The organism is Rhodococcoides kyotonense (genome assembly GCF_900188125.1).
GTDB classification, from domain to species: domain Bacteria; phylum Actinomycetota; class Actinomycetes; order Mycobacteriales; family Mycobacteriaceae; genus Rhodococcoides; species Rhodococcoides kyotonense.
Map to the genome: position 1 here is coordinate 149453 of NZ_FZOW01000007.1, position 24928 is coordinate 174380.

The following is a 24928-nucleotide window of genomic DNA, read 5'->3' on the forward strand; positions in this document are numbered from 1 at the left end:
ACAAAGGTCGCCTCAGCCACCTTCCATCCTCCTCCCCGCTCGGGTAACACACCCCTCACAAGAGAGGCGAAAACCAGTAATGGTCTACCCCTACCGTCGGGAACACGGACAACGAACGGGAGGTGACCGACATTGTGGATCAATCGCATCGCCGCAGCTCTCGCGGTGTTGTCGGCGTACCTCCACCTCACGATGGACGGCGCCGGAATCGTGATTGTTGCGATGGCAGTACTGTGCCTGTTCTGTGCCGTCGACCTGTGGAGGTCACCGGGTAACCGCGCATGGGTGATGATTGCCGTGTCGAGCGCCGGGATGCTCCTCGCCCACGCGTCGTTCCCGGCCGGCCACCACCACGTCGACCACGTCGCGAGCCACCCTGGCATGACCGCCGCGTCGGCCATCGCTGCAGCGGAACTCGTACTGGCCGCAGCCGTTGTCTTCTTCCGTACCCGCAGGATCCCGCCTGAATTTCATCCGTACCGATTGCAGGAGCTTCGATGACCGACACGTTCGCGCCCGTCGCCACCCACCCGCTCGAACCGCTGAGCCCGCAGGAGATTTCGCAGGCGTCGGCGATCGTGATTCGCGAGCAGAACCTGACGTCGTCGGCGCGCTTCGTGTATATCGAACTGCACGAGCCCTCCAAGACGCAGCTCGCCGATAACTCTTGCGACCGTCAGGCATTCATCGTCCTCCGCGACCGCCACGCGCATGCAACCTTCGAAGCCGTCGTCTCCCTCACGACCGACCAGGTCGTCTCCTACGAAGAAATCGCCGACGCCCAACCGCCCATCACGCTCGAAGAATTCCTGCAGTGCGAGGACGTCATCAAGGCCGATCCGCGCTGGCAGGAAGCGATGATCAAGCGCGGGGTCACCGACTTCAGCCTCGCCATGGTCGACAAGTGGGCCAGCGGCCACACGATGGACGACGACAACCCCGGTGGTCGACGCCTCGCCCGTCCCCTGACGTTCGTACGCAGCGAGGCGCAGGAGAACGGCTATGCGCGGCCCGTCGAAAACCTCGTCGTGACAGTCGATATGGACACGATGGAGGTCGTCGAGGTTGCAGATACCGGTGTAGTGCCGATCCCCCAGGCACCTGGCAACTACCTGCCCGGGTTCTACGAGCGGCCCGGCAACGTGCCGAAATTCACCGAGCAACGTGCACCGATGAAGACGATCGACATCAGGCAACCGGACGGTCCGTCGTTCACCGTCGACGGCCACTACGTCGAATGGGCGAATTGGCGCCTGCGCGTGGGGCTCACGCCGCGTGAAGGGCTCGTTCTGCACGACGTCAACTACGTCGACCGCGGTACTGTGCGACCGGTGATCCATCGTGCGTCGCTGTCCGAGATGTACGTCCCGTACGGCGATCCGGGCGACAGTCAGTGGAACAAGAACGTCTTCGACGAGGGCGAGTACGGACTCGGTGTGCTCGCGAATTCGCTTCAGCTGGGCTGTGATTGCCTCGGCGAGATCCACTACTTCGACGCGTATGTCAACGATCAGGACGGGCAGCCGATCGAGCTTCCGAATGCGATCTGCATGCACGAGGAGGACTACAGCATTGGGTGGAAGCACACCGACTTCCGCGACAATCTCGGGCAAGTACGACGCAACCGTCGACTCGTCGTCTCGTTCTTCGCGACGGTCGGCAACTACGACTACGGCTTCTACTGGCACCTGTACCTCGACGGCTCGATCGAGTTCGAGATCAAGCTGACCGGCATCATCTCGACCGGAGCTATCGAACAAGGTCAGATTCCGGAGTTCGGCACACTCGTCGCACCGGGCCTGTACGGGCCGCATCACCAGCACTTCTTCAGCGTGCGACTGGACATGAAGGTCGACGGCGAGCGCAACAACCTGTACGAACTGGAAGCGGAAGCTGTCCCCGTCGGACCGGAGAACCCGCACGGCAACGCGTGGCGTCAGACCAAGCGACAGCTGACTTCCGAGTCCGAGGCACAACGCGTCGCCGATCCGCTGAAGGCGCGCACGTGGCTGATTGCCAACGCCGACAAGACGAACAAGCTGGGCGGGCACATCGGGTACAAGATCGAACCGTCAGGAGCAGTCGCTTTGCCTCTGGCGCAACCGGGTTCGCAACAGGCGAGGCGTGGGGGATTCGCGACCAAGCACATGTGGGCGACGCCGTACGCCGAGCGTGAGCGGTACGCGGCCGGCGAATACGTCGCACAGAACCCCGGGCACGACGGTCTCGTCGCATACACCGCACAGGATCGATCGTTGGAGAACGCCGACCTGGTCATCTGGCCGACCATCGCCGCGCACCACGTCGTGCGCCCGGAAGATTGGCCGGTCATGCCGGTCAGTCACGTCAGCCTGCACCTGAAGCCAACGGGCTTCTTCGACGGCAACCCGATGCTCGATCTGGCGCCGGAGACCCCGAAGACCGGCGGACACTGCTGTTAGGCGACTTCGTCGCATGTGCGCGGAAATACATAGCCCGCTATGTATTTCCGCTCACATGCGCGCAGCGCTTATCACGTTCAGCCGCGTCCGATCCGCGCGAAACAGGTCCACCGAATACTCGACGGGCCGCTCGGACTGGTCGTACCCGATGCGCTCGAGCTTGAGGATCGGCGTCCCCTCCGGCTGACCCAGCAGCGATCCGACCGGCGCGGTGACCATGGCCAGTTCGATCGACTCGTCGGCCATACACACCGAAATCCCCAGCAGAGAGCGCAGCGCCTCGTACACCGAATTCAGGGGCGTCTCCAGCACCCGAGCGCACATCGAACCACTGAGGTACATCTGCTCCAGCGACAAGGTGTCGCCGTCCGCAAATCGTAAGCGCAGCAACGACACAACGGGCCCGTCGCCCAACACCCTTGCAGCGTCCACCGAAGGACTGGCCATCCGCGCCGAGATCACCTTGGTGCCGTCGCGAAAACCCTGCTCGTGCAACATCTGTGGCACACCTTTGACGGTGTTCAAGCTTCGCAGCAATCTGCGGCTTTGACAGACCGACCACGCACTTTCCGGTGACGGTGATCCGGGCGCGACCGATGTCAGATAAGCACCGCCGGCACGCCCCTTCAGACGCCGGATGACACCGTCGCGTTCGAGCAGGTCGAGGGCCTTGCGGACCGTCGTACGGGACGTCCCGAGCCGCTCGGCCAGCTCACGCTCCGGCGGAAGCCGAGCAACCGACCGTTGCTCGAGCTCCTCGACGAGGCGCAACAACGCGGCATGGGTCTGCTCCATCAACAGCACCGGCCAACCTCCTTGGATAACGTCAGGACAATCTAACCTGGCTCGGTCTCCTAAATGACCATCTACCTGCAGATTTACGCACGATTAACAACGCTGGTGTCCTATGTCATTCCAACCAGGCCACGCGTTACACGCAGTTCACACACGACGAACAAAACCAGAAATGGTCTACGCGGATCGTTACCCGTGTTCGGAAAGTGCCAGCCCATTGTCACTACCCACTCACGGGCGGCGAAGCCGCATGAAGGAGCACACCACTGTGGAAGATTCCCGGTCGGCCCGAGCCTCGCTCGGCGTCGAGCTGGCCCGCTCGGCGGGTGAGATCGCTCGCCGCTGGTTCGACACCTCGGCCCTGACCGTCGAGGCGAAACAGGACGGTTCCCCTGTTACGCAAGCGGATCGGGAGATCGAGCAGCACATCAGAGCACAGGTTGCCGAGCAATATCCGAACGACGCATTCCTCGGCGAAGAATTCGGCGAAACAGAAGGAACTACCGGATACCGCTGGATCGTCGACCCCATCGACGGCACCAAGTCCTTCGTCCACGGAGTTCCGCTATACGCCAACCTGATTGCACTGGAGGAGAACGGCACCATCGTCGCCGGTGTCATCAACCTCCCCAGCGCGGATGTCCTGATGCACGCCGAGCGCGGCAAGGGATGCTGGAAAAACGGCAAGCAGGTTCACGTTTCGGACAAAACGGAACTCGATGGCGCCTACGTCATGGCGACGTGGCTCGAGGACTGGCATCCCGATTCCATCGTCGACCTTCAGTCCGCGGGCGCCGTCATCAGAACCTGGGGCGACGCCTATGGCTACATGATGGTCGCGAGCGGCCAGGCCGAGGCGATCGTCGACTACACCACGCAGGCATACGATCTTGCCCCCATGCCGGTCATCATCGAAGAGGCCGGGGGCACGTTCACCTCGCTCGACGGAGCGCGAGAGTTCGACGGAGGCAACGGCATTGCGTCCAACGGCGCAGTTCATGACTCGGTTCTCAAAATAGTCAACCAAGGATGACGCACATGAAAGAGTACATTCGCGGCCTCGAACGACGGACGATCACCACGTTCTTCGGCGGCATCTACGCACTCGCTCTGCTCTTCGCTCTGTTCCCGCCGCTCTACATGTGGGGCAGCGGAATTCGCTTCGAGATCCTCGGCATTCCGTTCGCCATCATGTACTGGCTGATCAACGGACTGGTCCTCGGATTCACCCTCTGGGGCCTCTACATCGTCGAGGACATCCGCGGCGAACTCGACGAGGACCTCCTCCCCGCTACCGCACCCCTGTCTGGAGAATGACATGTTGATCATGCTGGGAATGCTGGCGATCTTCTACGCCATCGTCATCTTCATCCTCTACACCACGCAGCAGAAGTCCTCCCCCACGTTCGACGAGTACTCCGTCGGCGGCCGCTCCTACGGTCCCTGGTACGTCGCGATGAGTTACGTCAACTCGTGGTGGCCTGGATCGGTGTTCATCGCGTTCTTCGGACTCGCCAGCGGCGCAGGAGTATTCGGCCTCTACGGTCTCGCGTACTCCAGCCTCGGCGTCGCGATGATGTACTTCATGGCCACCCGCGCCTGGCGTTGGGGAGCGAAGTACAACCTCCGCTCACAGCCCGACCTCCTCGGTCTGCGCTTCAACTCGCGCGGCACCAAGATCGTCTCCAGCGTCATCGGCATCGTCTCGCTGTTCCCGTGGGTCGTCCTCGGCATGCAGGCACTCGGTGAGGTATTCCAGATCGCCAGCGCCGGAGCATGGTCCGTCACCACGTGCTTGTTCGTCGGACTCGCGGTCATCGTCATCCGCCAGTACTGGACCGTCAAGATGGGCATGCGCGGCCTGATCATGACCGACATGTTCCAGGGCATCGTCGCCTACGTCTTCTCTGCGGCCCTGTGCCTGATCCTGCTGTCCGGTATCGCCGGCGGTCCGATCAGCTTCGCCACCTTGGGAGATGTCGCCGACGAGTACCTGCGCGTCCCCGGTGACGGCGACTCCTACGGTCCGTTCTACCTGTTCGCCCTCATCTTCACCGGTGTCGTCGGATCGCTCTGCTGGCCGACGAGCTTCCAGCGTATCTACACTGCGGCCAGCGTCCGGGCGGTCAAGTCGGGCACCATCCGCACCGTCCTGATCTCGGGTGTCTTCTACTCGCTTCTCATGCTCGTCGGCATCGCCGGAACGGTCATGACCGGCGTCGTGGATTCACCCCAGACCGGCTGGTTCACCATCGCGGAAAGCTACGGCGGAACCTGGCTCCTCGGACTCGCCGCCACCATGGTGTTCGCCGCATCCATGGGCCACATCGACGGCAGCGTTCAGGTCTGTGGCCTGCAGATCGCCAACGACCTCGTCAACTCCGAGAAGCGCCCGCTCACCGACAGCCAGCTCACCAAGGTGGCCAAGGGAAGCATGCTCGCGTTCATGGCAGCCGCGGCCGTCGTCGCCTACGCCACCTTCAACATGACGCGTCTGCAGCTCCTCGCGCAAATCTCGTACCAGGGCGTCGTGCAGCTCGCGATCCCGCTGTTCCTCGGCGTCTTCTGGCGCGGCGGCAACGGCAAGGGCGCGGTCGCAGGCATGATCTCCGGCTTCACCGCCGCGCTCGTCCTCACCGCGATCTTCCCTGATGACATCCCCGGACTCGGCAGCCTCACCGGCGGCGTCGTCGGCATGGCGATCAACCTCGCGGTCTTCCTCATCGTCTCCAAGGTCACCGGCACGACGGCCGAGGAGAAGGCCCGCGTCGACGCGATGTTCGAGGTCGGCAAGCGTCCCACCCGCACCGCTCCCGCCGATCTGTCCCTCGAAGGCCAGATCCAGGAAATCGCCTCACCGGAGAAGATCTAGTGCAATTTATCGACGACTTCAACGCCATGTCCCAGTTCGGCGCCACCGCAGCAGGTGGCGTCGACCGGGAGGCAGCGACGGCTGACGACGGTCGAACCAGGCGGTTCCTCGCCGACTGGTTCGATCGGCACGGCCTCACCACCATCGTCGACGCCGTCGGCAACATGTACGGCACAGTCGAATTCGTCCCCGGCGCGCCGTATGTCCTCGTCGGCTCGCATCTCGACAGCCAGCCGACGGCCGGTAAGTACGACGGCGCCTACGGTGTCCTCGCCGCCGCCCACGCCGTGCAGGCCATCAAGGAGAAAGTCGCCGACGGCTCTCTCACGCCGCGATTCAACGTCGCAGCCGTGAACTGGTTCAACGAGGAAGGCTCCCGCTTCTCCCCGAGTCTGATGGGCAGCGGGGTCTACATCGGCAAGTTCGACGCCGAGAACATCCTGAAGGTCACCGACCGCGCCGGCATCAGCGTTCGAGACGCATTGTCCGACATCGGCTTCCACGGCACTGGCACACAGCCCGAAGCCGTCTCCTACGCAGAGATCCACATCGAGCAGGGTCCGATCCTCGAGCACGAGGGCACGACCATCGGTATCGTAACCGCCAACTGGGCCGCACGGAAGTACTCGATCACCGTGCACGGCGAGCAATCGCACACCGGCGCAACGCATATGGCACTGCGTCACGACGCGCTCGTCGGTGCCAGCAAGATCGTCGTCGCAGCCAGGGAACTGACAAAGAAATTTCCCGACGGCCTGCTGCTGGCCTCCGTCGGGCAGTTCGACGTGGAGCCCAACTCCCCCATCGTCGTTCCGTCGAAGGTCACGATGGCCATCGACATCCGGTCGTCCGATCCCGAGGTGCTCGAGCAGGCCCACGCGATGCTGCTCGACGCCATCGCCGAGGAGACCGAGGTGCAGATCAGCATCGACACCTCGGCGCTGCGGCCGTCGACCAGCTATCAGACCGAGGGCGTCGAACTCGCCGAGAAGGCCGCCACCGATCTGGGCCTGTCGTATCGCACGATGCTGACGATGGCCGGTCACGACTCGGTGAACATGAAGGACATCGTCCCGACGGTCATGCTGTTCGTCCCCAGCGTCGACGGCATCTCCCACAGCGAGAAGGAGCTGACCCACGACGCCGACCTGCTCGACGGCGTCACCATGCTCACCGAAACCGTCGCTCGCCTGGTTCGCGGCGATCTCGAGACCAGTTCGTAGAAGGAACATCACGTGACCGATCCCCTGCTGACCAAGTCCACTGCGGAGCTTCGTGCGAGCTTCGCCAGTGGTGAATCGACGCCGAACGACGTCCTCGACGCCACGCTCGACCACATCGCCACCACGAATCCACTGATCAACGCGATGGCGTTCGTCGACGAGGCAGGCGCCCGCCGAGCTGCGCAGGGTGCGACCGAGCGCATCGAGGCAGGTCGTCCGTTGTCGGATCTCGATGGCATTCCCGTGACGATCAAGGACAGCATCAATGCCGTCGGAATGCCCTGGCGACATGGGGTATTGGCGAACAAAGATCTGCCGATGTCGACCGTCGACGCTCCCCCGGCCGCGCGGCTGAAGGAGGCAGGCGCGGTCATTCTCGGCAAGACCACAATGCCCGACATGGGCATGATGGCCGCCGGCGTCAGCTCCCTCTACGGAATCACCCGCAACCCATGGGATCTCACCCGCAACACCGGCGGATCGAGTTCCGGTGCGGGAGCGTCGCTGGCGTCGGGCATCGGATTCGTTTCTGTCGGTTCGGATATCGCCGGCTCCGTCAGGCTCCCCGCCGGGCACTGCGGGCTCGTCGCACTGAAGCCGACGCAGGGACGCATCCCGCATCTGGCCCCGTCGACGATGCGGTCCGCCGGACCCATGGCCCGCACCGTCGACGATCTGATCGACCTGTACCGCATCATCACCCGCCCCGATCCGCGCGACACCTGGGGCCTGCCGCACGAGGACACCGCCGACATACTCGCGCCTCTCGCCCCTGCCGGACTCCGCATCGGCGTCATGCTCGACATGGGCTACGGCACAACCATGTCCGACGACGTGCTCCACGTCGTCCGTTCTGCAGCCAGCCAGCTGCAAGCAGCGGGTGCCGTCGTCACCGAGATGCCCCCGATCTTCGGCGAGGACCCGTACCCGGCTCTCGACCGATTGTTCCAGGTTCGCGCTCGAACGGAGTGGGAGTCGATTCCGGAATCTCGGCGATCGGAAGTATTGCCCGCCGTCGCCGACTGGGCCTCCGGTGCAGCGAATTACACTGCAGCTCAGTTCTCTCGGGACACCGACGCGGTGATGCGTGCGCAGGAGATCATGCGGGCGAAGACGAGCGAATTCGACTTTGTGATCAGTCCAGTGATTCCGACGGTCGGGTTCGGCGCCGAGGAAGTCGGGTTGAATTCAGCACAACCGTTGGCGCACTGCAGCTTCACTGCGTGGTTCAACCAGACCGCTCAGCCTGCGTCCGCGTTGTGCTTCGGATTCGCCGAGCACATGCCGGTCGGGATTCAGGTCGCCGGGCCGCGGTTCGCAGACCAGGCGGTGCTCCGGCTGACGAAGTGGCTCGAAGGTGCACGCGAGTTCGACATAGTTTGGCCGACCGATGTTGCAGCACAGAAGATCGGAGCAACCGCATGACAGTGCGAGAGACATTGAGCCAGTTAGGAATCTGGTCTTCCGCCGAATTGGCTCTCGATCCCGCCACGACAATGGCGAGCCCGAGTTGGTGGGGTGCGGACTCAGAACGGTACTCGGCTCGATCCACTGAGCCCGACGCCTCCGCCGGTTCTGCGGCGTTCGTGAAGGTGATGGAACCGCATGCGCGGGACTACGTCGACGTCGGAGCGGCGTTCGCTGCGGCAACCGCTGCTGGTGAGGCTGGCATCGGGCCGAAGATATTCATCTCCGACGCCGAGACTGGTGTGCTGGTGATGGAGGACTTCACCGGGGTTGCGTCGACCGCGACGCTCGATCTGTTCGACGATGATTCGGTCGTCGAGAAGCTCATGACGCTGCGGAAGTCGGTGCACGGGTTGAGTGGTGTGACGCGTCGGGCATCGGTGTTCGACGACCTGGCTACGGTGCGCGCTTTGATTGCCAAGGTCGGTGGCGCGTTGCCTGCCGACTTCGATTGGATCACGCGCACTCTCGCACCCGCCCAGGCGCGGATCGAGTCCGCGGGCTTCGACCTTGTTCCCTGCCACGGCGACGGCAACGTCTCGAACGTCCTGATGCTCGACGACGGCAGCATGCGCCTCGTCGATTGGGATGTCGCGGCGTTGATGGATCCGTTGCAGGACGTCGGTGCGTTGTTGGCCGAGCTGCGGCCGTTCGACTCGGATGCGCGTGAGGTGTTCGAGATGGCGTGGGGGTCGTTCGACAGTGCGCTGTTCGATCGGGCACGGATCTATGGCATCGCGGACTCGCTGCGCTGGGCGTTGATCGGGCTGTATGCCGATGCTGTCCGTCCCGGCACCCATGAGTATTCGAAGTTCTCTGACTGGCAGTTCTTGCGCGCGCGAGCAGGTTTGCGCGACCCGCATTTCGACGACCGCATCCGAAACATCTGAGGTGACCATGAACGACATCGTGATCGGATCCGCCCGCACCGAAGCCGAGCGGCAGGTCGAGAAGGCACTCGCGTCCATCCCGGAGTGGGAGGGGCTAGGAATGACCTACTCCCCTGTGCCCGGTGGGTTGATGAACAGTAATTGGCGCATCACCGTCCAGGGCAAGTCGAAGCGCTACTTCATGAAGCTGCCCGGATCGGGCACTGACGCGTTCATCGACCGCTCGCTCGCCAACGAGGCTGCGCGGCGTGCCGGCGCGTTGGGGATCGGGCCGGAGGTGGTGTTGTTCGATCCGGTGACCGGGGTCGAGGTGATCGAGTTCTTGGAGGGCTATCGGGCGTGCACGAACGGGGACTTGAAGCGTCCGGAGATTCCGCTGGGGATGATCGATGTGTATCGGACGCTGCATTCAGGCAGCACGCTCAGTGTCACGAAGACGATCTTCGACATGATCGACGAGCACCTCGACCAGGTCGCCGAGTTGGGTGTGCGGCTGCCGCGCGACGCTGAGGTGATCCTCACCGAGTACCGGCAGGTCAAGGCCGCGATGCTGGCGTCGGGCTTGGATCTGGTTGCGTGCCATAACGACCCGATGCCGGGCAACATTCTCATCGGTGACGGCATCCCAATGAAGTTGGTGGATTACGAGTTCGCGTCGAACAACGATCGGGCCTACGAACTGGCCGTCCTGGTCACCGAAATGTTCTACGGCGAGCAGCAGATCATGGAGCTGATCGAGGAGTTCTTCGGCCGGGCGGAGTGGTCCATGGTCTCCCGAGTGCAGGTCTGCAGTTTCCTCGCCGACGTCAAATGGGGGTTGTGGGGATGCGTGAACCACAAGCTCTCGGAAGCCTGGGACTTCGACTACCACAAATACGGGTCGTGGAAGTTGGCACGGGCGCGGATCAAAATGTCGGACCCGAGATGGGCACATTGGGTGGAAGGTTCGTGATAGTCCGCGCCATAATTAATCCTGGCCATTTGTCTCTTTCAGCAATCATCTGTCTCAATTATACGGACGTTCTCTTTACTCCCCAGCGAGTCCGCCGACTACTGCACGCAGCTGCATCAATACTCTCAAGGTAATCCTAGTATCGGGAACTTATGGTTGCAGCAGTGCAAGCTATCAGATGTTGAAGATGGACGGTTCTTCAGTAGAAACCGTGACCCGGTGTTAAGTTAAGTTAGATAGATAGAACCCTATGTTTGATGACGGACTGAGCCTCTTTGAGGCCGTTCGCACTGCAATTTTAAGCTAAAACGCACGTCACCAATCGGCGGTGCAATCGCAAGGAGGCGCCACCATACGCCGACGACAAAACTGAAATCGAACGCCCTCGAAGCGTTCACGTTTTCAGCAAATCACAGTACTCCAATCTTTCGAGGAAACCGGCGGGAACCCCTACCTGCCATGCCGGTACCGATGAAGCTGACGCTGGCCTCATACCGCTCGGTTGTTGCGCGACCCGTAAAACATTCCCAAACGCAGGAAACTTCGCTACGCTCTTCTAGTGACTGAAGACGCTAATCCCGCAGACTCGCCCGTAACAGACGCGACGCTGGAGCTCGTGCCTGACACACCTCATCCCAGCGATGGGCTTGAGGAGACGGACGAAATCTCAGAGCAGGAATCAAATAAAAGCCACCGGCTAATGCAGATCCTTTGCGAAAATGGCTACAAATGCACCGCGGAGGAGACTGATCTCAACTACACACTCAATACGAGAATCCAGGTACTGCTGCCAGGAGCAAATCAGTCTCGGCGTATCGGAATCGCCGTTCCCAAAGATTTTGATACAGAATTTGACTCTGCAGAATTGCCCGGTTGGGAATCTCTGCAAAGATACAACGGAATCTGGTCTCGCGTACGAGGAACTGCCGAAGTATTACTGAGAAGCGATCGAGGCCTTCCACCGCGGTGGCTAATGAGAAGAATGCTCGGACGAATTGCCGCAACACCCGGCGATGCACCGAACGAAATAGTCCTATCATCCCCATCTGGCAGCGAGACGATACGGATTGGGCCTCCATCGCTTCCCGGCATTCTATTTCTTGCCGAGGGACTACGCCTAAGAAACAACTTTCTTACGCTGACGTTATCCGGCTTAGATGTAGCCGCAACACACGAACAGGTTGAAGACCTTGTCGAGATAATCTGCGACTCGCTGATGTTTGATTCCGATCTTCTGTATGGGTCGTCACTAACTCCGGCCAGACTAGAGCTCATTCCTACCAACCGCGAGCCGGGATCGAGGAGGCGCCACCAAAGCATGCCCATCCAGTTTCCGCAAAACCGCTATCCGCACGCTGTAACGGTTCTTTACAAAAGCGGGCGGGATCGAACAACAGCTCCCACTATTCGATACTGGGCATTTTATCAAGTGCTCGAATACTTCTTTCCGACCTACGCTATGGTCGACGCGAGAAGAAAGTTGTCGCGAGCGCTTCGTGATCCCCGTTTCGATATATACAACGAAGACGATGTAACTAAAGCGACTCAGCTATTATTGTCCTCGGGAAGAGGCGGAGGGGGGAGCGAACGAGATCAGCTTTTTACGGTAATCCAAGAGATTGCGCCGGAAGCCGAGATTCGTGAATTCCTACAAGAGCTGCCATCCCTTATCGACAGCATGGCGGATAAAGAGTCCATTATCTCACAAGAGAAAGTATCCATAAAAGGGGGAAACGACCTCAGACGGATGATAGCCAATCGAATATACGATATCCGATGCAAAATCGTTCACTCAAAGGGTGATGGAAGCGCTGAGCGAGCGGGACTAATACCTGGATCACATCATGACGACGCCGTCCGCATTGAACTCCCATTGATTGAATTCTTAGCACAGAAGGCTATTCTTGCATCCGCAAGCAAGCTCGAACTTTGAGCCGGGAGGGTTCTACCGACGTCCCGACTAACAATTATCGCTCGGTTGCCCCTTGGCCAAACTTGACATACCGAATTTCGTAGAAATCGCGCAAGCCGTTGTTGATACGGACCACGTACTGTCAGCCATTTAAGTGAAGGCGGAGGATAATGTTGCGCTACAAATCGTGTGAACAACACTCAGCATATACTTCTGCATCGCCGAACGGGGCTGCCCCGATTTTCTTGCTAAGTGGACCTCTCGGACGCCGATGTAGCGCCACCTGACCATGAACTAGTGGCCGCCCCCATCTCCGCGATTACGCACAATGCGTATCGTTCAGCCGAAGTCCCGAAAGGAAACCGATTCTGAACATTAATCTCACACGGTCTTGTAGCCCCGTAGCCTGGATTGCTCGGCGACATCGTCTCGAAATCGAGACAAGCTAGAGAGGGTGTAGAGGCCGTCGATCTCATCGTTGTCCCACAACGTGTAAAGCCGCTTTAGGTCAGCCTGCCGCGAATGCCAGCCGATGCCATCTACCACAGCACAGATAAACTGTTTGGGGAGCCGGACCTCGGCCATCTCCTGAATCTCGCGTACCGCATCTCGTAGTTTCGACCCCGTCGAATCAAAACCTTTTGCGGCTACCGCGATGACCGCATCATTCCTTGTCGGAATTACCAAATCTGCTGGCGCGGTCTTCTGACCCTTACCGGCAAAAGTAGTTCCAGTTTCGTATGGCAATCCAAGACCATGGACAATTGCCTCGATCTCCTTTTCGACATTCCTTCCCGATTTAGTCGCGTCCACTCCTCGAGAACGAGCCCGCGCTCTGGCGACAAGTACGTCTCCGAAAGTATATTCGCGCATCAGCTGTTTAGATAGAATACGGACCAGATCGAATTCTGTGTCAAGCCGACGTACCAGGCCAGTCGGGTCCCGCTTGGCCTGTAGAGCGATAGAAGTTGTCCCAAAGAGCTCACGGCAAATATTTTTTAGTCGCTCACGCCCCATGCCCAGGCTAAGCCCAAGAACATACGCAATATTTTCGTTACCTACGACCCAGTGAGCAATGGTCGCACGGTTGATTTCGGATAGATTCGCCAGTTCCTGAGCCGCCTGTAGTACTTCGACTGTGTCAGCTGTTTCAATCGTCGGATCAGTGTCTGCGCTCAGCTTTGAAAGTGACGCTTTGTACTCCTCGTAGGAGACTGCTGCGCTCATCGCGCTACGAACAGGTATTCAGACGCCCCACGCCGGGCCGCTGTCGGGTGCGTACCAAAAGAATACGTGTGAGCAATTGGTATGACAGTCACGTCGCTTTTTACCTCCTTAAGAAGCCCGACAATTGTATCTTTGTCCGGCACGGCATTGCTACTGTAGGACAACACGATTGCTGAGTCCGCAAATTTCTCGAAAAGTCTTCGCATAGCGTCCACTACGGTCCTCTTGTACGCAAATGGAGTGTACTTCTTCTCTATCTTCTTAGTTGACGTGTTTTGCATTATAACTTGGTCGAGCCAATACACCGACAGGCCCTCAAGGAAGTGATATCTCTTCATATAATCAGCGTCATCTCTCGGTGGCGCATACGGAGGATCTAGGTACACTACGTCGTATCCTGTCGGAAGATCAAAGACGTCGCCGGTGATGGCTTGGTGCCGCAGTCCAGTCGAGAAGACTGCCCGATTGTACGAAATTGCGTGTTCACGGAAGTGATCTTGTAGAGAAAGCGTAAGATCACGGCGCCCATCATCATATTTCGATGCATCTGTGAACGTAAACACCCCCCGGGGCTGTCTACGTGCAGCCGAAAGAATCAACGCCGAGATTGCTATGGATCTCTTGTAGCCCACCATTGAATCGATGTGAGACCACGCGCTATCCAGGAATCGACGATCGGATTCATTAAAGTATAGACCTTCAAATGTCTCCTGAATGAAGTGTCGATCATCGACTGCGGGGCCACAAATCCGATCGACATCTCCCGCTGTCAGCCTTTGCGAGTTATTCACCGTTGTTGCCGTGGCGATCACAGTCGGGAAATTCAAGAAGTCGTTAGACGTGACCTCGTAGTCCATGCTTTTCAGCAGGTAGGAGACAACGCCGGAACCAGAAAAGGCGTCCAGGGCGGTTCGACCGCCCAAATCGCCGAAGACAGACGCGAGGTGGGGCACTAACCGGTACTTTGACCCCATGTATCGAAGACGAGGATACACACTGGTGCGTGCTAGCGCGTCAGCGGTCGATGGGGCACTCGCTTCAAGGGTCACCCCGCTAGTATGAGGTGCTTACTCCCGCGGAGCACAAGCACACGGCGCGTCGCAGTGGGCGTGTTGCACGGGCCCCGTGGCACGCTGGTGAGCAGTAAGCACGACAACTAGGAGATACACGCACGTGGGCGTAGTTCAAATCAATCAAATTCGTCGGCGTCTACATGAAACCACACATCCGCATGTGGACGTGTCTGACGTCTCGTCACAGTCCGACGATAACGTCGAGCAGATGCGACTCAGCCGCTCGCTTGCCGCGTTCGTTCTGACAAAGGTTACCGGTCTGGCGGCCACAGACGCTGCGGCTGCGATTACCGACGGTTCAGGGGACAACGGGATCGACGCGATCGCGATCGTCGGGACCGAGCGGCCTAGGTTGATCGTCGTCCAGTCTAAATGGTCGGACTCTGGCAAGAACGGCGCCAGCTTGACGGACATGATGAAGTTTCAGCGAGGCCTTGATGACCTAGTTTCGTTTCGATGGTCGCGTTTTAACGATAAAGTAACCAGCCGAAGTGCCGAGATCGACGAAGCTGTCAACGATCCAAACGTACGTATCGAAGCAATTTTTGCATCTATGGGCGCTCCACCACTGTCCGAGGATGTCAGCACGCACATGACGGACTACCTTGCCGAGTTGAATGACACGAGTGAAATTGCATCTTTCAACTACCTAAGTCAGACGGATTTGCACCGTCTATTGATCGAGGAGACGCTGTCTAAAGATATAGATCTAACCGTTGATGTTTCCGATTGGGGAAAGCTTGAGGGTCCCCCTGCCGCAATTTATGGACACGTTAGTGGAGCCGCCGTTGCTTCGTGGCTTGCCGACAATGGCGAAGGCCTCCTGGCGCGAAATGTACGTGTTGTTCTCGGCGATACCGAAGTGAATAATTCGGTAGTCGAGACAGTTATCGAGAGCCCCAAAAATTTCTGGTACTTCAATAACGGCATAACCGTGCTATGCGACTCGGTGGGCAAAGCCCCCGTTGGCGGAACGGAGCGTCGGCAGGGAACCTTCGAGTTCCGAGGGGTCAGCGTGGTTAATGGCGCCCAAACCGTCGGAAGTCTTCACCGCGCCGCGAAGCTCGGAAAAGCCTCAGAGCTAGACAATGTCCGAGTTATGGTGCGCTTTATCTCCTTGGAAGCGTCAGATGATGAGTTTGCAAAGCGCGTGACGCGGGCAACAAACACGCAAAATCTCATAGGCGGACGAGATTTTGTAGGTCTAGACCCGACACAAAAACGGCTCGCTGACGAGTTCTCTGTCGAGGGACTGAAGTACGTCGTACGAAACGGTGAAACACGACCGAGTCCCGAGGAGGGGTGTGAGTTCACCGAGGCTGCCATAGCGCTTGCGTGCGCGCAATCCGCGTCGCTCGCCGCGCAGGCCAAGAGAGAGGTCAGTCGCCTCTGGGACGACACATCGAAGGCACCCTATAAGATTCTCTTTAATCCGACGGTGTCCTACCTCAGGATATGGCGAGCCGTCCAGATCTTGCGTGTTGTCGACACAGAACTCGCACCGACTCGAGCCTCGTCCAACACACGGAAGAAGGGCTATGCGATTCACGGGAACCGCCTGCTCACTCACATTGTCTTCAAACGCATCCCTGCTTCAAAACTTGAAGACCACGACTACGACTGGACACAAGCCGTGAATCTCGCCCGATCGGTTGTGAAGAGCACGTTTGAGTCACTGTTCAAAATCGGAGAGGAGCAGTACGGCGGGTACACGGCAATTCTATTCAAGAATGTAGCTAAGACGGAACACCTCACCAAGCTCGTGCTCATCGACATTGCAACTCCGGCAGTTCACAAGAATTGAGAGACGATTGGTGGTTGGCGTGAATCAACATCCGAGTCTTCCAAAAAATGCGCCCAACGCTGATGCAAGGCAGTCGCAACATCCGTGACTTCCGCTACGTGACGCCTTAACCTCGATTTTGTCTCCTCGGTGATATGTGGGCCCGAACGGGTCGAGATGGGCTCAGAACACTTTGGTGACCGCAGCACAAACCGAGGGGTTGATCCTCGGTCCGACCTACACGGCTCGCACGCTCGCCGGTCCGAGCGCTGTGGAGAATCAGTCTTGGGGACACGACCGTGTTGCTCGCCGGAGGCGGCGTTCCCGGACTGTTTGGTCGCCGCAGGTCCAGCGCATCTCGAGCTGCGCCTGGGAGTCTGCCGTCCGGACGTGTCGGTGCGGGATGCCAGGATGGTCGCATGTCATTTCTCGACGAAGGTTTCACGCCGCCGGAGGCCTGTGTGCAGTGGTGCCAGCTGCGCAGCTATGACCTGCACGTGCTCGACGACGGCGTCCTCGTCGACCTCGACTGGTGGAACACCCACCTCGAGCGTGCAGGGCATGACATACGGCTGCGTGGACGCAACCTCGATGGCGCGATCGTGTCGCACGGCGCAGCGACGGTGCAGCGCAACGATCTTCGTATCGACACCGAACTCGCCGAGGGTGAGCACAAGTCGCTGGGCCTGCTGTTCCTCTGTGCCGCATGGCAGGGCAGCCACAAGAACCGCAAGGCGATGCGACGCTTCCCCGACGTCAAGGACCCCCACCTGGCCCGCCCAGAACTGAACCCCGTCGCGAAGACGCTGGCGGTTCTCGACCGATGCATCAAGGACCGCGTCGTACCTGAGCTGCCGAACGGGTCGTGGTCCGGCTGGCCCGATACTCCGGGTGTCGGAATGTCGTTGATGGCAACGTTCTTGTGGGCGGCCAAGGCGTCGGTCGCTGGTGGCCGGGCCCAGCTGATCGATCAGTTCGGCGTCTCCACGCTCATCCACGAAGGCTGGCTGGAGGATCCGGCGGTCACGGGATTCACACGACGCCGCTACGACCGGTACGTCGAACTGCTCTCGTCATGGGCCACCGATATCGGGACCAGTCCCGAACTCGTCGAGATGTGGCTCGTGCAGCGGTGGAGCGCCCGCGTCCGCGAAGCGCGGGATGGGCGTCTCGCCGAGCCGACGTTGTTCTGAGAGCTCGTCCGCAGCTTCCAACAGCGGACGAGCTGCCGTCACTCAAGTCCACACGGTGAGAATGCCGGCCGAAACGACCGTGCAGACAATGAAGTACGGCGCGTTGATCAGCGTGTACAGCAGTGGGCGAGGGAAGTTCGGATTGATCGCGATGTTCAGAGTCTGGGCAACGAGATAGCCGACGCTGACGATCAGTCCGAAGACGATTCCGTCGCCGAGAGCTTGCACGTCGAGTGCACGCAGGAGAACTGCAGTGGTGACGACGACTACGAGGCTCGAAATCAGCGGTCCCACAATGAAAATCGGGCCAGGCTTGGGTAATTCGGTGGTCTCGTTGCCGAGGGCGACCTTGTATGGTTTCGCAACGATCGCGGTGAAGTAGAGGCCACCGAGGACCGCGAACACGAGGGTCGAGACGATGACGGCGAACCAGTTGATGTCGGACAAGACGTCGAACATGAAGAGTGCTCCTTGTGTGAAGTACGCGGCCTGAAGATCTCCGCCTACGACAACCCTCGCACCCGTGTAGGTCAGGTTCGGTCCTATACAGAAACTAGTGTCGAGACATGACGACCACATCTCGGTTACTGAGTCTGCTGTCGCTGTTGCAGACCCGCCGCGACTGGCCGGGTTCGGTACTGGCGGAGAGACTCGAGATCAGTCCCCGCACGGTGCGCCGCGACGTCGATCGCCTCCGCGAGATGGGCTACAGCATCCACGCGACGATGGGACCGGAAGGCGGGTACCGCCTCGACGCCGGGAGCGAACTTCCGCCACTGCTCTTCGACGACGACCAGGTCATCGCCCTCGCCGTATCCCTGCAAGCCGCGACAGTCACCGGCGTCGGTATCGAAGAGGCCGCGATGCGCGCTCTCACCACCGTTCGACAAGTCATGCCGTCGCGACTCCGTCACCGTTTGGACGCGCTCGAATTCACGACGATGCCCAGCCGGTCCGGTGACGCCCCGTCCGACACCGTAGCCCCGGAAGTACTGATTGCCCTGTCGACTGCAGCTCGCGCCCGGGAAGTGCTGCGCTTCGACTACGCACCCCATCGCGACGACGGTTCGAACGACTCCATACCCCCACGCAGGGTCGAACCGCACCACCTGGTGACCTCCCACGGACGCTGGTACCTCGTCGGTTGGGACCTCGACCGCAACGACTGGCGTCTGTTCCGCGCCGACCGCATCACTCCCCGAACCCCGACCGGACCGCGCTTCGTTCCCCGAGAAATCCCCGGCGGCGATGTCGCAGAATATGTTTCGGCCCGATTCAAAGGCTCCCCACAGGCCAACCAGTGGCCGTGCACCGGGAAAGTGATACTCCACCGACCGGCCGACTACGTCCGCCCCTTCGCCGACGACGGCATCGTCGAAGACCTCGGGCAGGACCGGTGCAGCCTACAAGCCGGCTCCTGGTCCTGGGTGGCCCTCGCCGCATCACTCAACCGCTTCGACACCGACATCGAAGTGCTCTACCCACAGGAACTCAAGAACGCATTCGGTCAACTCGCCGCCCGCAATTCGGCAACGGGTAGGTCATCGTCGAAGTCGCGCGGTTCGCATGAGTGAGCGATAGCATCCAATTGCCGTCGACGAGTGCACTATCCGACCCCGAGGGGAACCCGTGACACTGACTCACTCCGCACAGCACAGGGAGCGGGTGCCTGCCGAACACCGGGTGCTCGGCCTCGACCGTCGAACATTGCCACCCGCACTGTTCGTCATCGCGGTGTTCTTCGTCTTCACCGTCATCGTGCCGCGGGTCGACGCGGCAATCAGATGGGACGACCCGGTGATCGCGGGCGAACAGCTCGCGCTCACCGACACCATCGTCGTCACCCCCACATCGGGCTGGGACGTCGAGACCGGATTCCGCGTCGGGGAAGATCAGAAAGCCGGGGAGGCAACCATCGCGGGCGACGGCGTCACCTTCCACGTAACGCCCGACTCCTTCGACGGCACGCCGACCGAACTACTCGACCAGACCGAGAAAGTCACCTCCCGCACCACCGACCCCACGTTCCGGGTCGACGGAGACCGAACCACTCTGACCACCACGAGCGGCGAGACGGGTGTCGTTCAGCCGTACAGCAGCGTTCGTAGCGACGGCATCGTCGCAGCCTTCGTCATCGACGGCACGGGACTGAAAGTCACCGCATACGGTGGGCCGACGCAGATGAGCGCGGCCGCCGACGACATTCGAGACATGATCCTCAGTATCCAGACCGTCGACGGGAATGCCTCATGAGCGACACCGACATTGACACTGACACGGGTGCCGCACAGCGTCGCGCCGAGGCAATCGAGGTTTCAGGGTGGGGTGAGAGATTCGAATTCGTTAAGCCCCACAATCTGTCGTTCTGGGTCTTCATCGCCCTCACCGCTGTCGGGGCGTTCCAAGCCTGGGCGTTCTTCGCACCGGGAGCCGGGTTCTACGCCGGTGGGTTCGCCGTAGCGGCGGTGCTCTGCGGCTTGTGCGGACTGGCCTGGTTCGCGTGGTTCCGGCACATCGACCGGTGGGAACGTCAGCCCGGCCGACTCGTTCTCGCCGCACTGCTATGGGGAGCCATCCCCGCGACGTTCGCCTTCGCGATGACGGTCAACACGGCGATGCTCGGCATCTATCCGAAACTCTTCGGGCAGGTGTGGAGTGCCAACTGGGCTGCGGGCTTCACCGCTCCGATCACCGAGGAAGCGGCGAAGCTCTGCGGCTTCATCCTGCTGATGAGCCTTGCCCCGCGGTTGATTCGGACAGCCAACGACGGTCTCATCATCGGCGCGTTCATCGGTCTGGGATTCGCGGTCTTCGAGGACTTCCTCTACGCGGCCAACGCGACTGCAGGACAGTTCGGGACGGACCCTGTCGGCAACGCCGTCCAGATGTCGTTCACGCGCATCGCCGTCAGCTTCGTCTCCCACCCACTCTTCAGCGCACTGGTCTGCGCCGGCGCCCTGTACCTCATCGGGACCAAAGCCCAGCCTCGACGAGTCGGACTCGGACTTGCCTTCGTGGCAACCGGGATGTTCCTACACTTCACGTGGGATGACGCCGGCGGTATCGGCGGCGGGAACGGACTCGCAACATTCGGTGCGATGTTCGGGTCGATCGTCCTCGGATTCACGGTGTTGACCATCGCTTTTCGTCGAGCAGCGCCGCGAGAGCATCAATTCGTGCGCGACATCCTCGCGCCCGAGGTCGAAGCGGGACACCTGACCGCCGTGGAAGTCGACGGCGTGCTGGCCAAGAAGGCGCGTAAGGCATTCAGGAAAGCCGCCCCCGACCGACGGGCCCGCCGTGCGCGAAAGCACCTTCGTCGCGCGGTACTCGACCTCGCACATGACGTCGCACGGGACAAAGGTGCGGATACCGACGCAGTCCGCCACTCCCGCGCGGAAGTGGAGCGGCTGCGTGAGAAGAGCGGGCTCAGAACATGATCGCCGCCTAGCCGCGCTCGTCTCCGACCGGGGTCGAGACGGAGTACGGCCTCGATACGTTGTCGACTTTCGATGCCCCTGGTTCCCAATGCGAGATCCATGGGCCGGTGCCCTCACTCTGGTCGAGTACACCTCCCTCCATCCAGGTGTAGGTGCCGTCGAGCAGACCGGACGCGATGTGGTGGTCGGTGTCGTCGGTGTTCTGCCACAGAGCATCGAACAGTTTCTCCACACGGAGTGTGGATTGCTCGCAGAATGCCGCTGCCAGCGCGTAGGACGCTTCGCCTTGTACGGCGTCGTCGACTCGCTGGCTTTCTGCGCGGACGATCACCGCGGACATCGCGAACAACTCGGCGCCGATATCCACGATGCGGCCGAGGAACCCTTGCCGATACTCCAGCTTGGCCTGCCACCGTGCCATGCCGTACAGCATCGAGCGGGCCAGTTTGCGCGAACTGCGTTCGACGAATCTGAGATGTGTTGCCAGGGAACAGAACTCGCTGTACGACGTCGGAAGCTGCCCCTTGCCCGCGACGAGCTGCGGCATCCACTTGGCGTAGAACTTGCCGGCCTTGCCCGCGGCCTTCGCCTTCGTATTCAGATCTGCCTTCGGGTTCACCAGATCGCCTGCCGCAACGAGGTGCGCGTCGGACGCCTCACGTGCGACGAGCAACCGCATGATTTCGCTCGATCCCTCGAAGATTCGGTTGATCCGCATGTCGCGGAGCAACTGCTCGGCGCCGAAAGCTCGCTCGCCGCGAGCTTTGAGCGAATCGGCTGTCTCGTATCCGCGTCCGCCTCGGATCTGCACCAACTCGTCGGCGACGAGCCATGCCATCTCGCTGGACCACAGCTTCGCGAGCGCCGCCTCGATCCTGATGTCGTTACGACCCTCGTCGGCCATCTGCCCGGACAGATCGAGGACAGCTTCGAGCGCGTAGTTGGTTGCCGCGATGAACGACAATTTGCTTTCGACTGCCGCGTGCTTGCCCACCGGTCGGCCCCACTGCACGCGCTCTGCTGACCATTCACGTGCGATCTTCTGGCTGAGCTTGCCTGCTGCCGAGCACATCGCGGGAATCGCGAGTCGGCCGGCGTTCAGCGTGGTCAGCGCGATCTTCAGGCCGTCACCTTCACGTCCGATCAAGTTCTCCTTCGGCACGCGGACCTTGTGCATTCGGGTGACGCCGTTTTCGATTCCGCGGAGGCCCATGAACCTGTTGCGCCGTTCGACAGTGATGCCAGGCGAGGTGGCCTCGACGACGAATGCCGAGATACCGCCGCGATGGCCCTCGCTCTTGGGTACACGTGCCATCACGACCAGCAACTCCGCGACGACCCCATTAGTGGTCCACAGCTTCACACCGTCCAGTTCGTAGGCGTCGCCGTCCTCGATCGGGACCGCGGCGCTCGCCATGCGAGCGGGATCGGATCCGACGTCCGGTTCCGTCAGCAGGAATGCCGAGATCGCGCCCTTCGCGCACCGCGGCAAGAACCGCGCCTTCTGCTCCGGCGTGCCGGCGAGCTTCAGCGGCTCGGGTACACCGATCGACTGATGGGCCGACATGAGCGCGCCGAGGGATGCGTGCACCGAGCTGATCAGCATCAATGCCCTGTTGTAGGCGACCTGGGAGAGACCGACTCCGCCGTATTCCTCGGAGATCTTCAGACCGAAGCACCCGAGTTCTGCGAACCCTCGCACGTACTCGTCGGGGATCCGTTCCTCACGTTCGATCACCGAGCCATCCAGCGCGGCGCAGTAGGCGGCGAGTTTCTCCAGGAAGAGTTCGCCCTTCGCTGCGTCCTCCGGCGTCGGTTTCGGATAGGGATGCACCAAGTCGAGTTGGAATCTGCCGAGGAACAGTTCTTTGCAGAACGAAGGTTTGTCCCACCCTTCGGTTCGCGACTCCTCAGCGAGAGCTCTCGACTGTTCTTCGGTTACGTTCGACTTCTGAGTGGCCACCATCTCGACTCCTCCTAAGCGATCGGCTGTGAAGTCGAGTGTTCTCCTTTCCGAGCAGCTGCGGACCGAAACGGGAGGTGGTGTTACCGATCGGTAGCGATCGGCCGATTGAACACTACTAGTGCAAACAGAAGGTACGGGCCGCTAACCATTCCCAAAGCGTCATGCCAAGCCCGAGGAGTCAATGGCTTGTTCCCCTTCCCATGGCTGCACTTCGCCTCAAGTATCTAAAAGTCGCAACGACATTCGCCAGCGTAGGAACGAGAAACCATCGTTGCCTGTCGCTGGCAGACGGCCATAGACGTTTTCGAACGCTGCGATGTGATTTTCCCGACGATCGAAACTGACGGGTTGTTCATCCGAACTTGGCGCCTGCCCTAGGACAGAGAGTCCATCGATAACCGCAGCATTGGTCGACCTGCAGACCAGGTCGGCATCGCGCTGTTCACGTACGACCCGGTGGGAGAGGTTCAGGCTTCGAACAAGATCACGAAGGCGTTCATTCAAACGAATGATGGACGAGCCAGGGTGTCATTCAAGCGAATGAACCTTCGCTCTCTTCTCTGGTCAAACGACATCCAACCTGCAGCAGCTTTTCTAGTTGGTCTCATCGCAATCGGCGTGTTGTTCGCCTTGCTGTTGACCTGACACAGGATGATGACCAGGTGACTAACCCGGTACCCAATAGTCTAGTGCGACTGAAGAACGTGTGGCTGGAGACTCCGAAGTGGCTGCGCACTGCAACTCTGGTCAGCTTCGCCATTTCAGCGGTTCTTTTCGTAGTGGGAGTCATCGCTGACGCTTTGAACTGGTCCCCAAGCGAGTGGGGTTACTTCGTCAACCTCTACTCGTCTGTTACCGCCTTTTTCGTGGCCGTGCCTATCGCGCTGATTGGACTCGACGCAATAGCCAAGGAGCGGGAACAGTCAGCTGGTCGCGAGCAGACCCGACGGCTTACGCAAGCGGCATGGAATCCAATCGTGGTAGATGTTTTGAAGTTAACAACTGAAGACCTGACTAAGAAGCCCTTGGAAGCCGTACAAAAATTCATCGCCGCCTGGAGTAAAGTTCCCACAGCGATACAAGACTATGCTGTTGATGGTAGAGAAAACCCTCTGACATATGACGAGATGAAAGCCAGGTTAGAGGATTGCGTTATCGAAATCGAGAGCGCGTTCGAAGACCTCAAGACCGCGGTTGGCAACCGAGGAGTTATAAACCACCGGTGGATATCAATAAAATCAAATCTTGAACTGCTGATGACGCTTGTTCGAGAACGACGACTTGGCTACGATATGCCATGGTTAGAGCCTATAGAGGAATCGAAACTCCGTTTCTACTTTCTAAAAGAGTCCAGTCCGCTGTCGCTAGTGATGGAACTGTGGCAGAGAGATGAGAACGGCAATTCTTTCAATGGTTTGAAATCGATGCCTAATCGAATACGCCGACTTGCAACTCTGCAAGACAAGAAAGCACTTATACGACAGTTCAACTCACTGAACGACGAACTACCTGTTACGCTTTTTAGCGACCGGGCGATCGCATCGAAAAGTAGCTTGCAGGGCATGCGTGAGATTGTTCAACGTGTCGACGCTTCTGACTTTGCGATGTAATTTGTTCTTGCTTTAATTCACACGCCACACGGCTTCCGATCAAGCGCTGCAACTCCACTTGCAGTTGCTCAAGCTGGTGCATCA

21 protein-coding genes are annotated in these 24928 nt (G+C 60.0%); 16 read left to right on the plus strand and 5 right to left on the minus strand.

All coding sequences use genetic code 11. From position 1 onward, the window contains the following. Positions 1-132: 132 nt before the first annotated feature. Positions 133-501 (plus strand): hypothetical protein, encoded by a 369-nt coding sequence (locus tag CHB96_RS13645; protein WP_089247025.1) that lies wholly within the window; start codon positions 133-135, stop codon positions 499-501. Beyond that, entirely contained in the window at positions 498-2441 is a 1944-nt protein-coding gene (locus CHB96_RS13650) for a primary-amine oxidase (protein WP_089247027.1), read from the plus strand. Before CHB96_RS13645 ends, CHB96_RS13650 begins: the two co-directional genes overlap by 4 nt. A gap of 51 nt (positions 2442-2492) precedes the next feature. On the opposite strand, the gene CHB96_RS13655 is transcribed toward CHB96_RS13650, so the two are convergent. Continuing rightward, the gene (locus tag CHB96_RS13655; protein ID WP_245865681.1) at positions 2493-3236 is read right to left on the minus strand and encodes a GntR family transcriptional regulator; all 744 of its coding nucleotides are present in this window, start codon (positions 3234-3236) and stop codon (positions 2493-2495) included. A gap of 268 nt (positions 3237-3504) precedes the next feature. On the opposite strand from CHB96_RS13655, the gene CHB96_RS13660 reads away from it, so the two are divergent. The 8 genes from CHB96_RS13660 (at position 3505) to CHB96_RS29385 (ending at position 12573) form a co-directional block, all read left to right on the plus strand. Further along, positions 3505-4269 (plus strand): inositol monophosphatase family protein, encoded by a 765-nt coding sequence (locus CHB96_RS13660; RefSeq protein ID WP_176444288.1) that lies wholly within the window; start codon positions 3505-3507, stop codon positions 4267-4269. A gap of 5 nt (positions 4270-4274) precedes the next feature. After that, on the plus strand, positions 4275-4553 hold the full coding sequence (locus CHB96_RS13665) for a hypothetical protein (RefSeq protein ID WP_089247328.1): 279 nt from the start codon (positions 4275-4277) through the stop codon (positions 4551-4553). A gap of 1 nt (position 4554) precedes the next feature. Beyond that, on the plus strand, positions 4555-6108 hold the full coding sequence (locus CHB96_RS13670; protein WP_089247033.1) for a sodium:solute symporter family protein: 1554 nt from the start codon (positions 4555-4557) through the stop codon (positions 6106-6108). Beyond that, positions 6108-7331, plus strand: a complete 1224-nt coding sequence (locus tag CHB96_RS13675; protein ID WP_281254419.1) for a M20 family metallo-hydrolase — start codon at positions 6108-6110, stop codon at positions 7329-7331. Before CHB96_RS13670 ends, CHB96_RS13675 begins: the two co-directional genes overlap by 1 nt. Before the next feature lie 12 nt (positions 7332-7343). Then, on the plus strand, positions 7344-8756 hold the full coding sequence (locus CHB96_RS13680; RefSeq protein ID WP_089247037.1) for an amidase: 1413 nt from the start codon (positions 7344-7346) through the stop codon (positions 8754-8756). Then, positions 8753-9688 (plus strand): phosphotransferase family protein, encoded by a 936-nt coding sequence (locus CHB96_RS13685; RefSeq protein ID WP_141136480.1) that lies wholly within the window; start codon positions 8753-8755, stop codon positions 9686-9688. The genes CHB96_RS13680 and CHB96_RS13685 overlap by 4 nt, the downstream gene beginning before the upstream one ends. A gap of 7 nt (positions 9689-9695) precedes the next feature. After that, positions 9696-10640: a choline kinase family protein gene (locus tag CHB96_RS13690; protein ID WP_089247330.1), complete on the plus strand. Its 945-nt coding sequence runs from the start codon at positions 9696-9698 to the stop codon at positions 10638-10640. A gap of 559 nt (positions 10641-11199) precedes the next feature. Beyond that, complete coding sequence (locus CHB96_RS29385) at positions 11200-12573, plus strand: hypothetical protein (RefSeq protein ID WP_141136481.1); 1374 nt, start codon at positions 11200-11202, stop codon at positions 12571-12573. 360 nt (positions 12574-12933) lie between these two features. Here CHB96_RS29385 and CHB96_RS13700 read toward each other — a convergent pair whose 3' ends face one another. Next, positions 12934-13779, minus strand: a complete 846-nt coding sequence (locus tag CHB96_RS13700; RefSeq protein WP_089247043.1) for a DpnII family type II restriction endonuclease — start codon at positions 13777-13779, stop codon at positions 12934-12936. Then, positions 13776-14753 (minus strand): DNA adenine methylase, encoded by a 978-nt coding sequence (locus CHB96_RS13705; RefSeq protein WP_089247044.1) that lies wholly within the window; start codon positions 14751-14753, stop codon positions 13776-13778. Before CHB96_RS13705 ends, CHB96_RS13700 begins: the two co-directional genes overlap by 4 nt. A gap of 199 nt (positions 14754-14952) precedes the next feature. Between CHB96_RS13705 and CHB96_RS13710 the strand changes: the two genes are divergently transcribed. Together CHB96_RS13710 and CHB96_RS13715 are read left to right on the plus strand one after the other, a co-directional pair. Further along, complete coding sequence (locus CHB96_RS13710; protein ID WP_141136482.1) at positions 14953-16656, plus strand: AIPR family protein; 1704 nt, start codon at positions 14953-14955, stop codon at positions 16654-16656. A gap of 398 nt (positions 16657-17054) precedes the next feature. After that, on the plus strand, positions 17055-17828 hold the full coding sequence (locus CHB96_RS13715; RefSeq protein WP_089247048.1) for an 8-oxoguanine DNA glycosylase OGG fold protein: 774 nt from the start codon (positions 17055-17057) through the stop codon (positions 17826-17828). Between the two features lie 42 nt (positions 17829-17870). Here CHB96_RS13715 and CHB96_RS13720 read toward each other — a convergent pair whose 3' ends face one another. Further along, complete coding sequence (locus CHB96_RS13720; protein WP_089247050.1) at positions 17871-18287, minus strand: DUF1761 domain-containing protein; 417 nt, start codon at positions 18285-18287, stop codon at positions 17871-17873. Between the two features lie 107 nt (positions 18288-18394). On the opposite strand from CHB96_RS13720, the gene CHB96_RS13725 reads away from it, so the two are divergent. Genes CHB96_RS13725 through CHB96_RS13735 form a run of 3 tightly spaced genes read left to right on the plus strand, consistent with a single transcriptional unit; the run spans position 18395 to position 21268 of the window. Then, positions 18395-19402, plus strand: a complete 1008-nt coding sequence (locus tag CHB96_RS13725) for a helix-turn-helix transcriptional regulator (protein WP_089247052.1) — start codon at positions 18395-18397, stop codon at positions 19400-19402. Positions 19403-19457: 55 nt separating this feature from the next. Then, the gene (locus CHB96_RS13730; protein WP_089247054.1) at positions 19458-20081 is read left to right on the plus strand and encodes a hypothetical protein; all 624 of its coding nucleotides are present in this window, start codon (positions 19458-19460) and stop codon (positions 20079-20081) included. Beyond that, the gene (locus CHB96_RS13735; protein WP_089247056.1) at positions 20078-21268 is read left to right on the plus strand and encodes a PrsW family intramembrane metalloprotease; all 1191 of its coding nucleotides are present in this window, start codon (positions 20078-20080) and stop codon (positions 21266-21268) included. Before CHB96_RS13730 ends, CHB96_RS13735 begins: the two co-directional genes overlap by 4 nt. Positions 21269-21275: 7 nt before the next feature. Here CHB96_RS13735 and CHB96_RS13740 read toward each other — a convergent pair whose 3' ends face one another. Continuing rightward, complete coding sequence (locus tag CHB96_RS13740; RefSeq protein ID WP_089247058.1) at positions 21276-23234, minus strand: acyl-CoA dehydrogenase family protein; 1959 nt, start codon at positions 23232-23234, stop codon at positions 21276-21278. A gap of 689 nt (positions 23235-23923) precedes the next feature. On the opposite strand from CHB96_RS13740, the gene CHB96_RS13750 reads away from it, so the two are divergent. Further along, positions 23924-24844, plus strand: coding sequence for a hypothetical protein (locus CHB96_RS13750; protein WP_089247062.1), 921 nt, complete (start codon positions 23924-23926; stop codon positions 24842-24844). Positions 24845-24928: the final 84 nt, after the last annotated feature.

Coding starts and splice junctions, on each gene's coding strand:
- CHB96_RS13650 (WP_089247027.1), top strand. CDS start 498: ATGACCGACACGTTCGCGCCCGTCGCCACCCACCCGCTCGAACCGCTG.
- CHB96_RS13655 (WP_245865681.1), bottom strand. CDS start 3,236: ATGGAGCAGACCCATGCCGCGTTGTTGCGCCTCGTCGAGGAGCTCGAG.
- CHB96_RS13665 (WP_089247328.1), top strand. CDS start 4,275: ATGAAAGAGTACATTCGCGGCCTCGAACGACGGACGATCACCACGTTC.
- CHB96_RS13670 (WP_089247033.1), top strand. CDS start 4,555: ATGTTGATCATGCTGGGAATGCTGGCGATCTTCTACGCCATCGTCATC.
- CHB96_RS13685 (WP_141136480.1), top strand. CDS start 8,753: ATGACAGTGCGAGAGACATTGAGCCAGTTAGGAATCTGGTCTTCCGCC.
- CHB96_RS13690 (WP_089247330.1), top strand. CDS start 9,696: ATGAACGACATCGTGATCGGATCCGCCCGCACCGAAGCCGAGCGGCAG.
- CHB96_RS13700 (WP_089247043.1), bottom strand. CDS start 13,779: ATGAGCGCAGCAGTCTCCTACGAGGAGTACAAAGCGTCACTTTCAAAG.
- CHB96_RS13705 (WP_089247044.1), bottom strand. CDS start 14,753: ATGGGGTCAAAGTACCGGTTAGTGCCCCACCTCGCGTCTGTCTTCGGC.
- CHB96_RS13715 (WP_089247048.1), top strand. CDS start 17,055: ATGTCATTTCTCGACGAAGGTTTCACGCCGCCGGAGGCCTGTGTGCAG.
- CHB96_RS13720 (WP_089247050.1), bottom strand. CDS start 18,287: ATGTTCGACGTCTTGTCCGACATCAACTGGTTCGCCGTCATCGTCTCG.
- CHB96_RS13725 (WP_089247052.1), top strand. CDS start 18,395: ATGACGACCACATCTCGGTTACTGAGTCTGCTGTCGCTGTTGCAGACC.
- CHB96_RS13735 (WP_089247056.1), top strand. CDS start 20,078: ATGAGCGACACCGACATTGACACTGACACGGGTGCCGCACAGCGTCGC.
- CHB96_RS13740 (WP_089247058.1), bottom strand. CDS start 23,234: ATGGTGGCCACTCAGAAGTCGAACGTAACCGAAGAACAGTCGAGAGCT.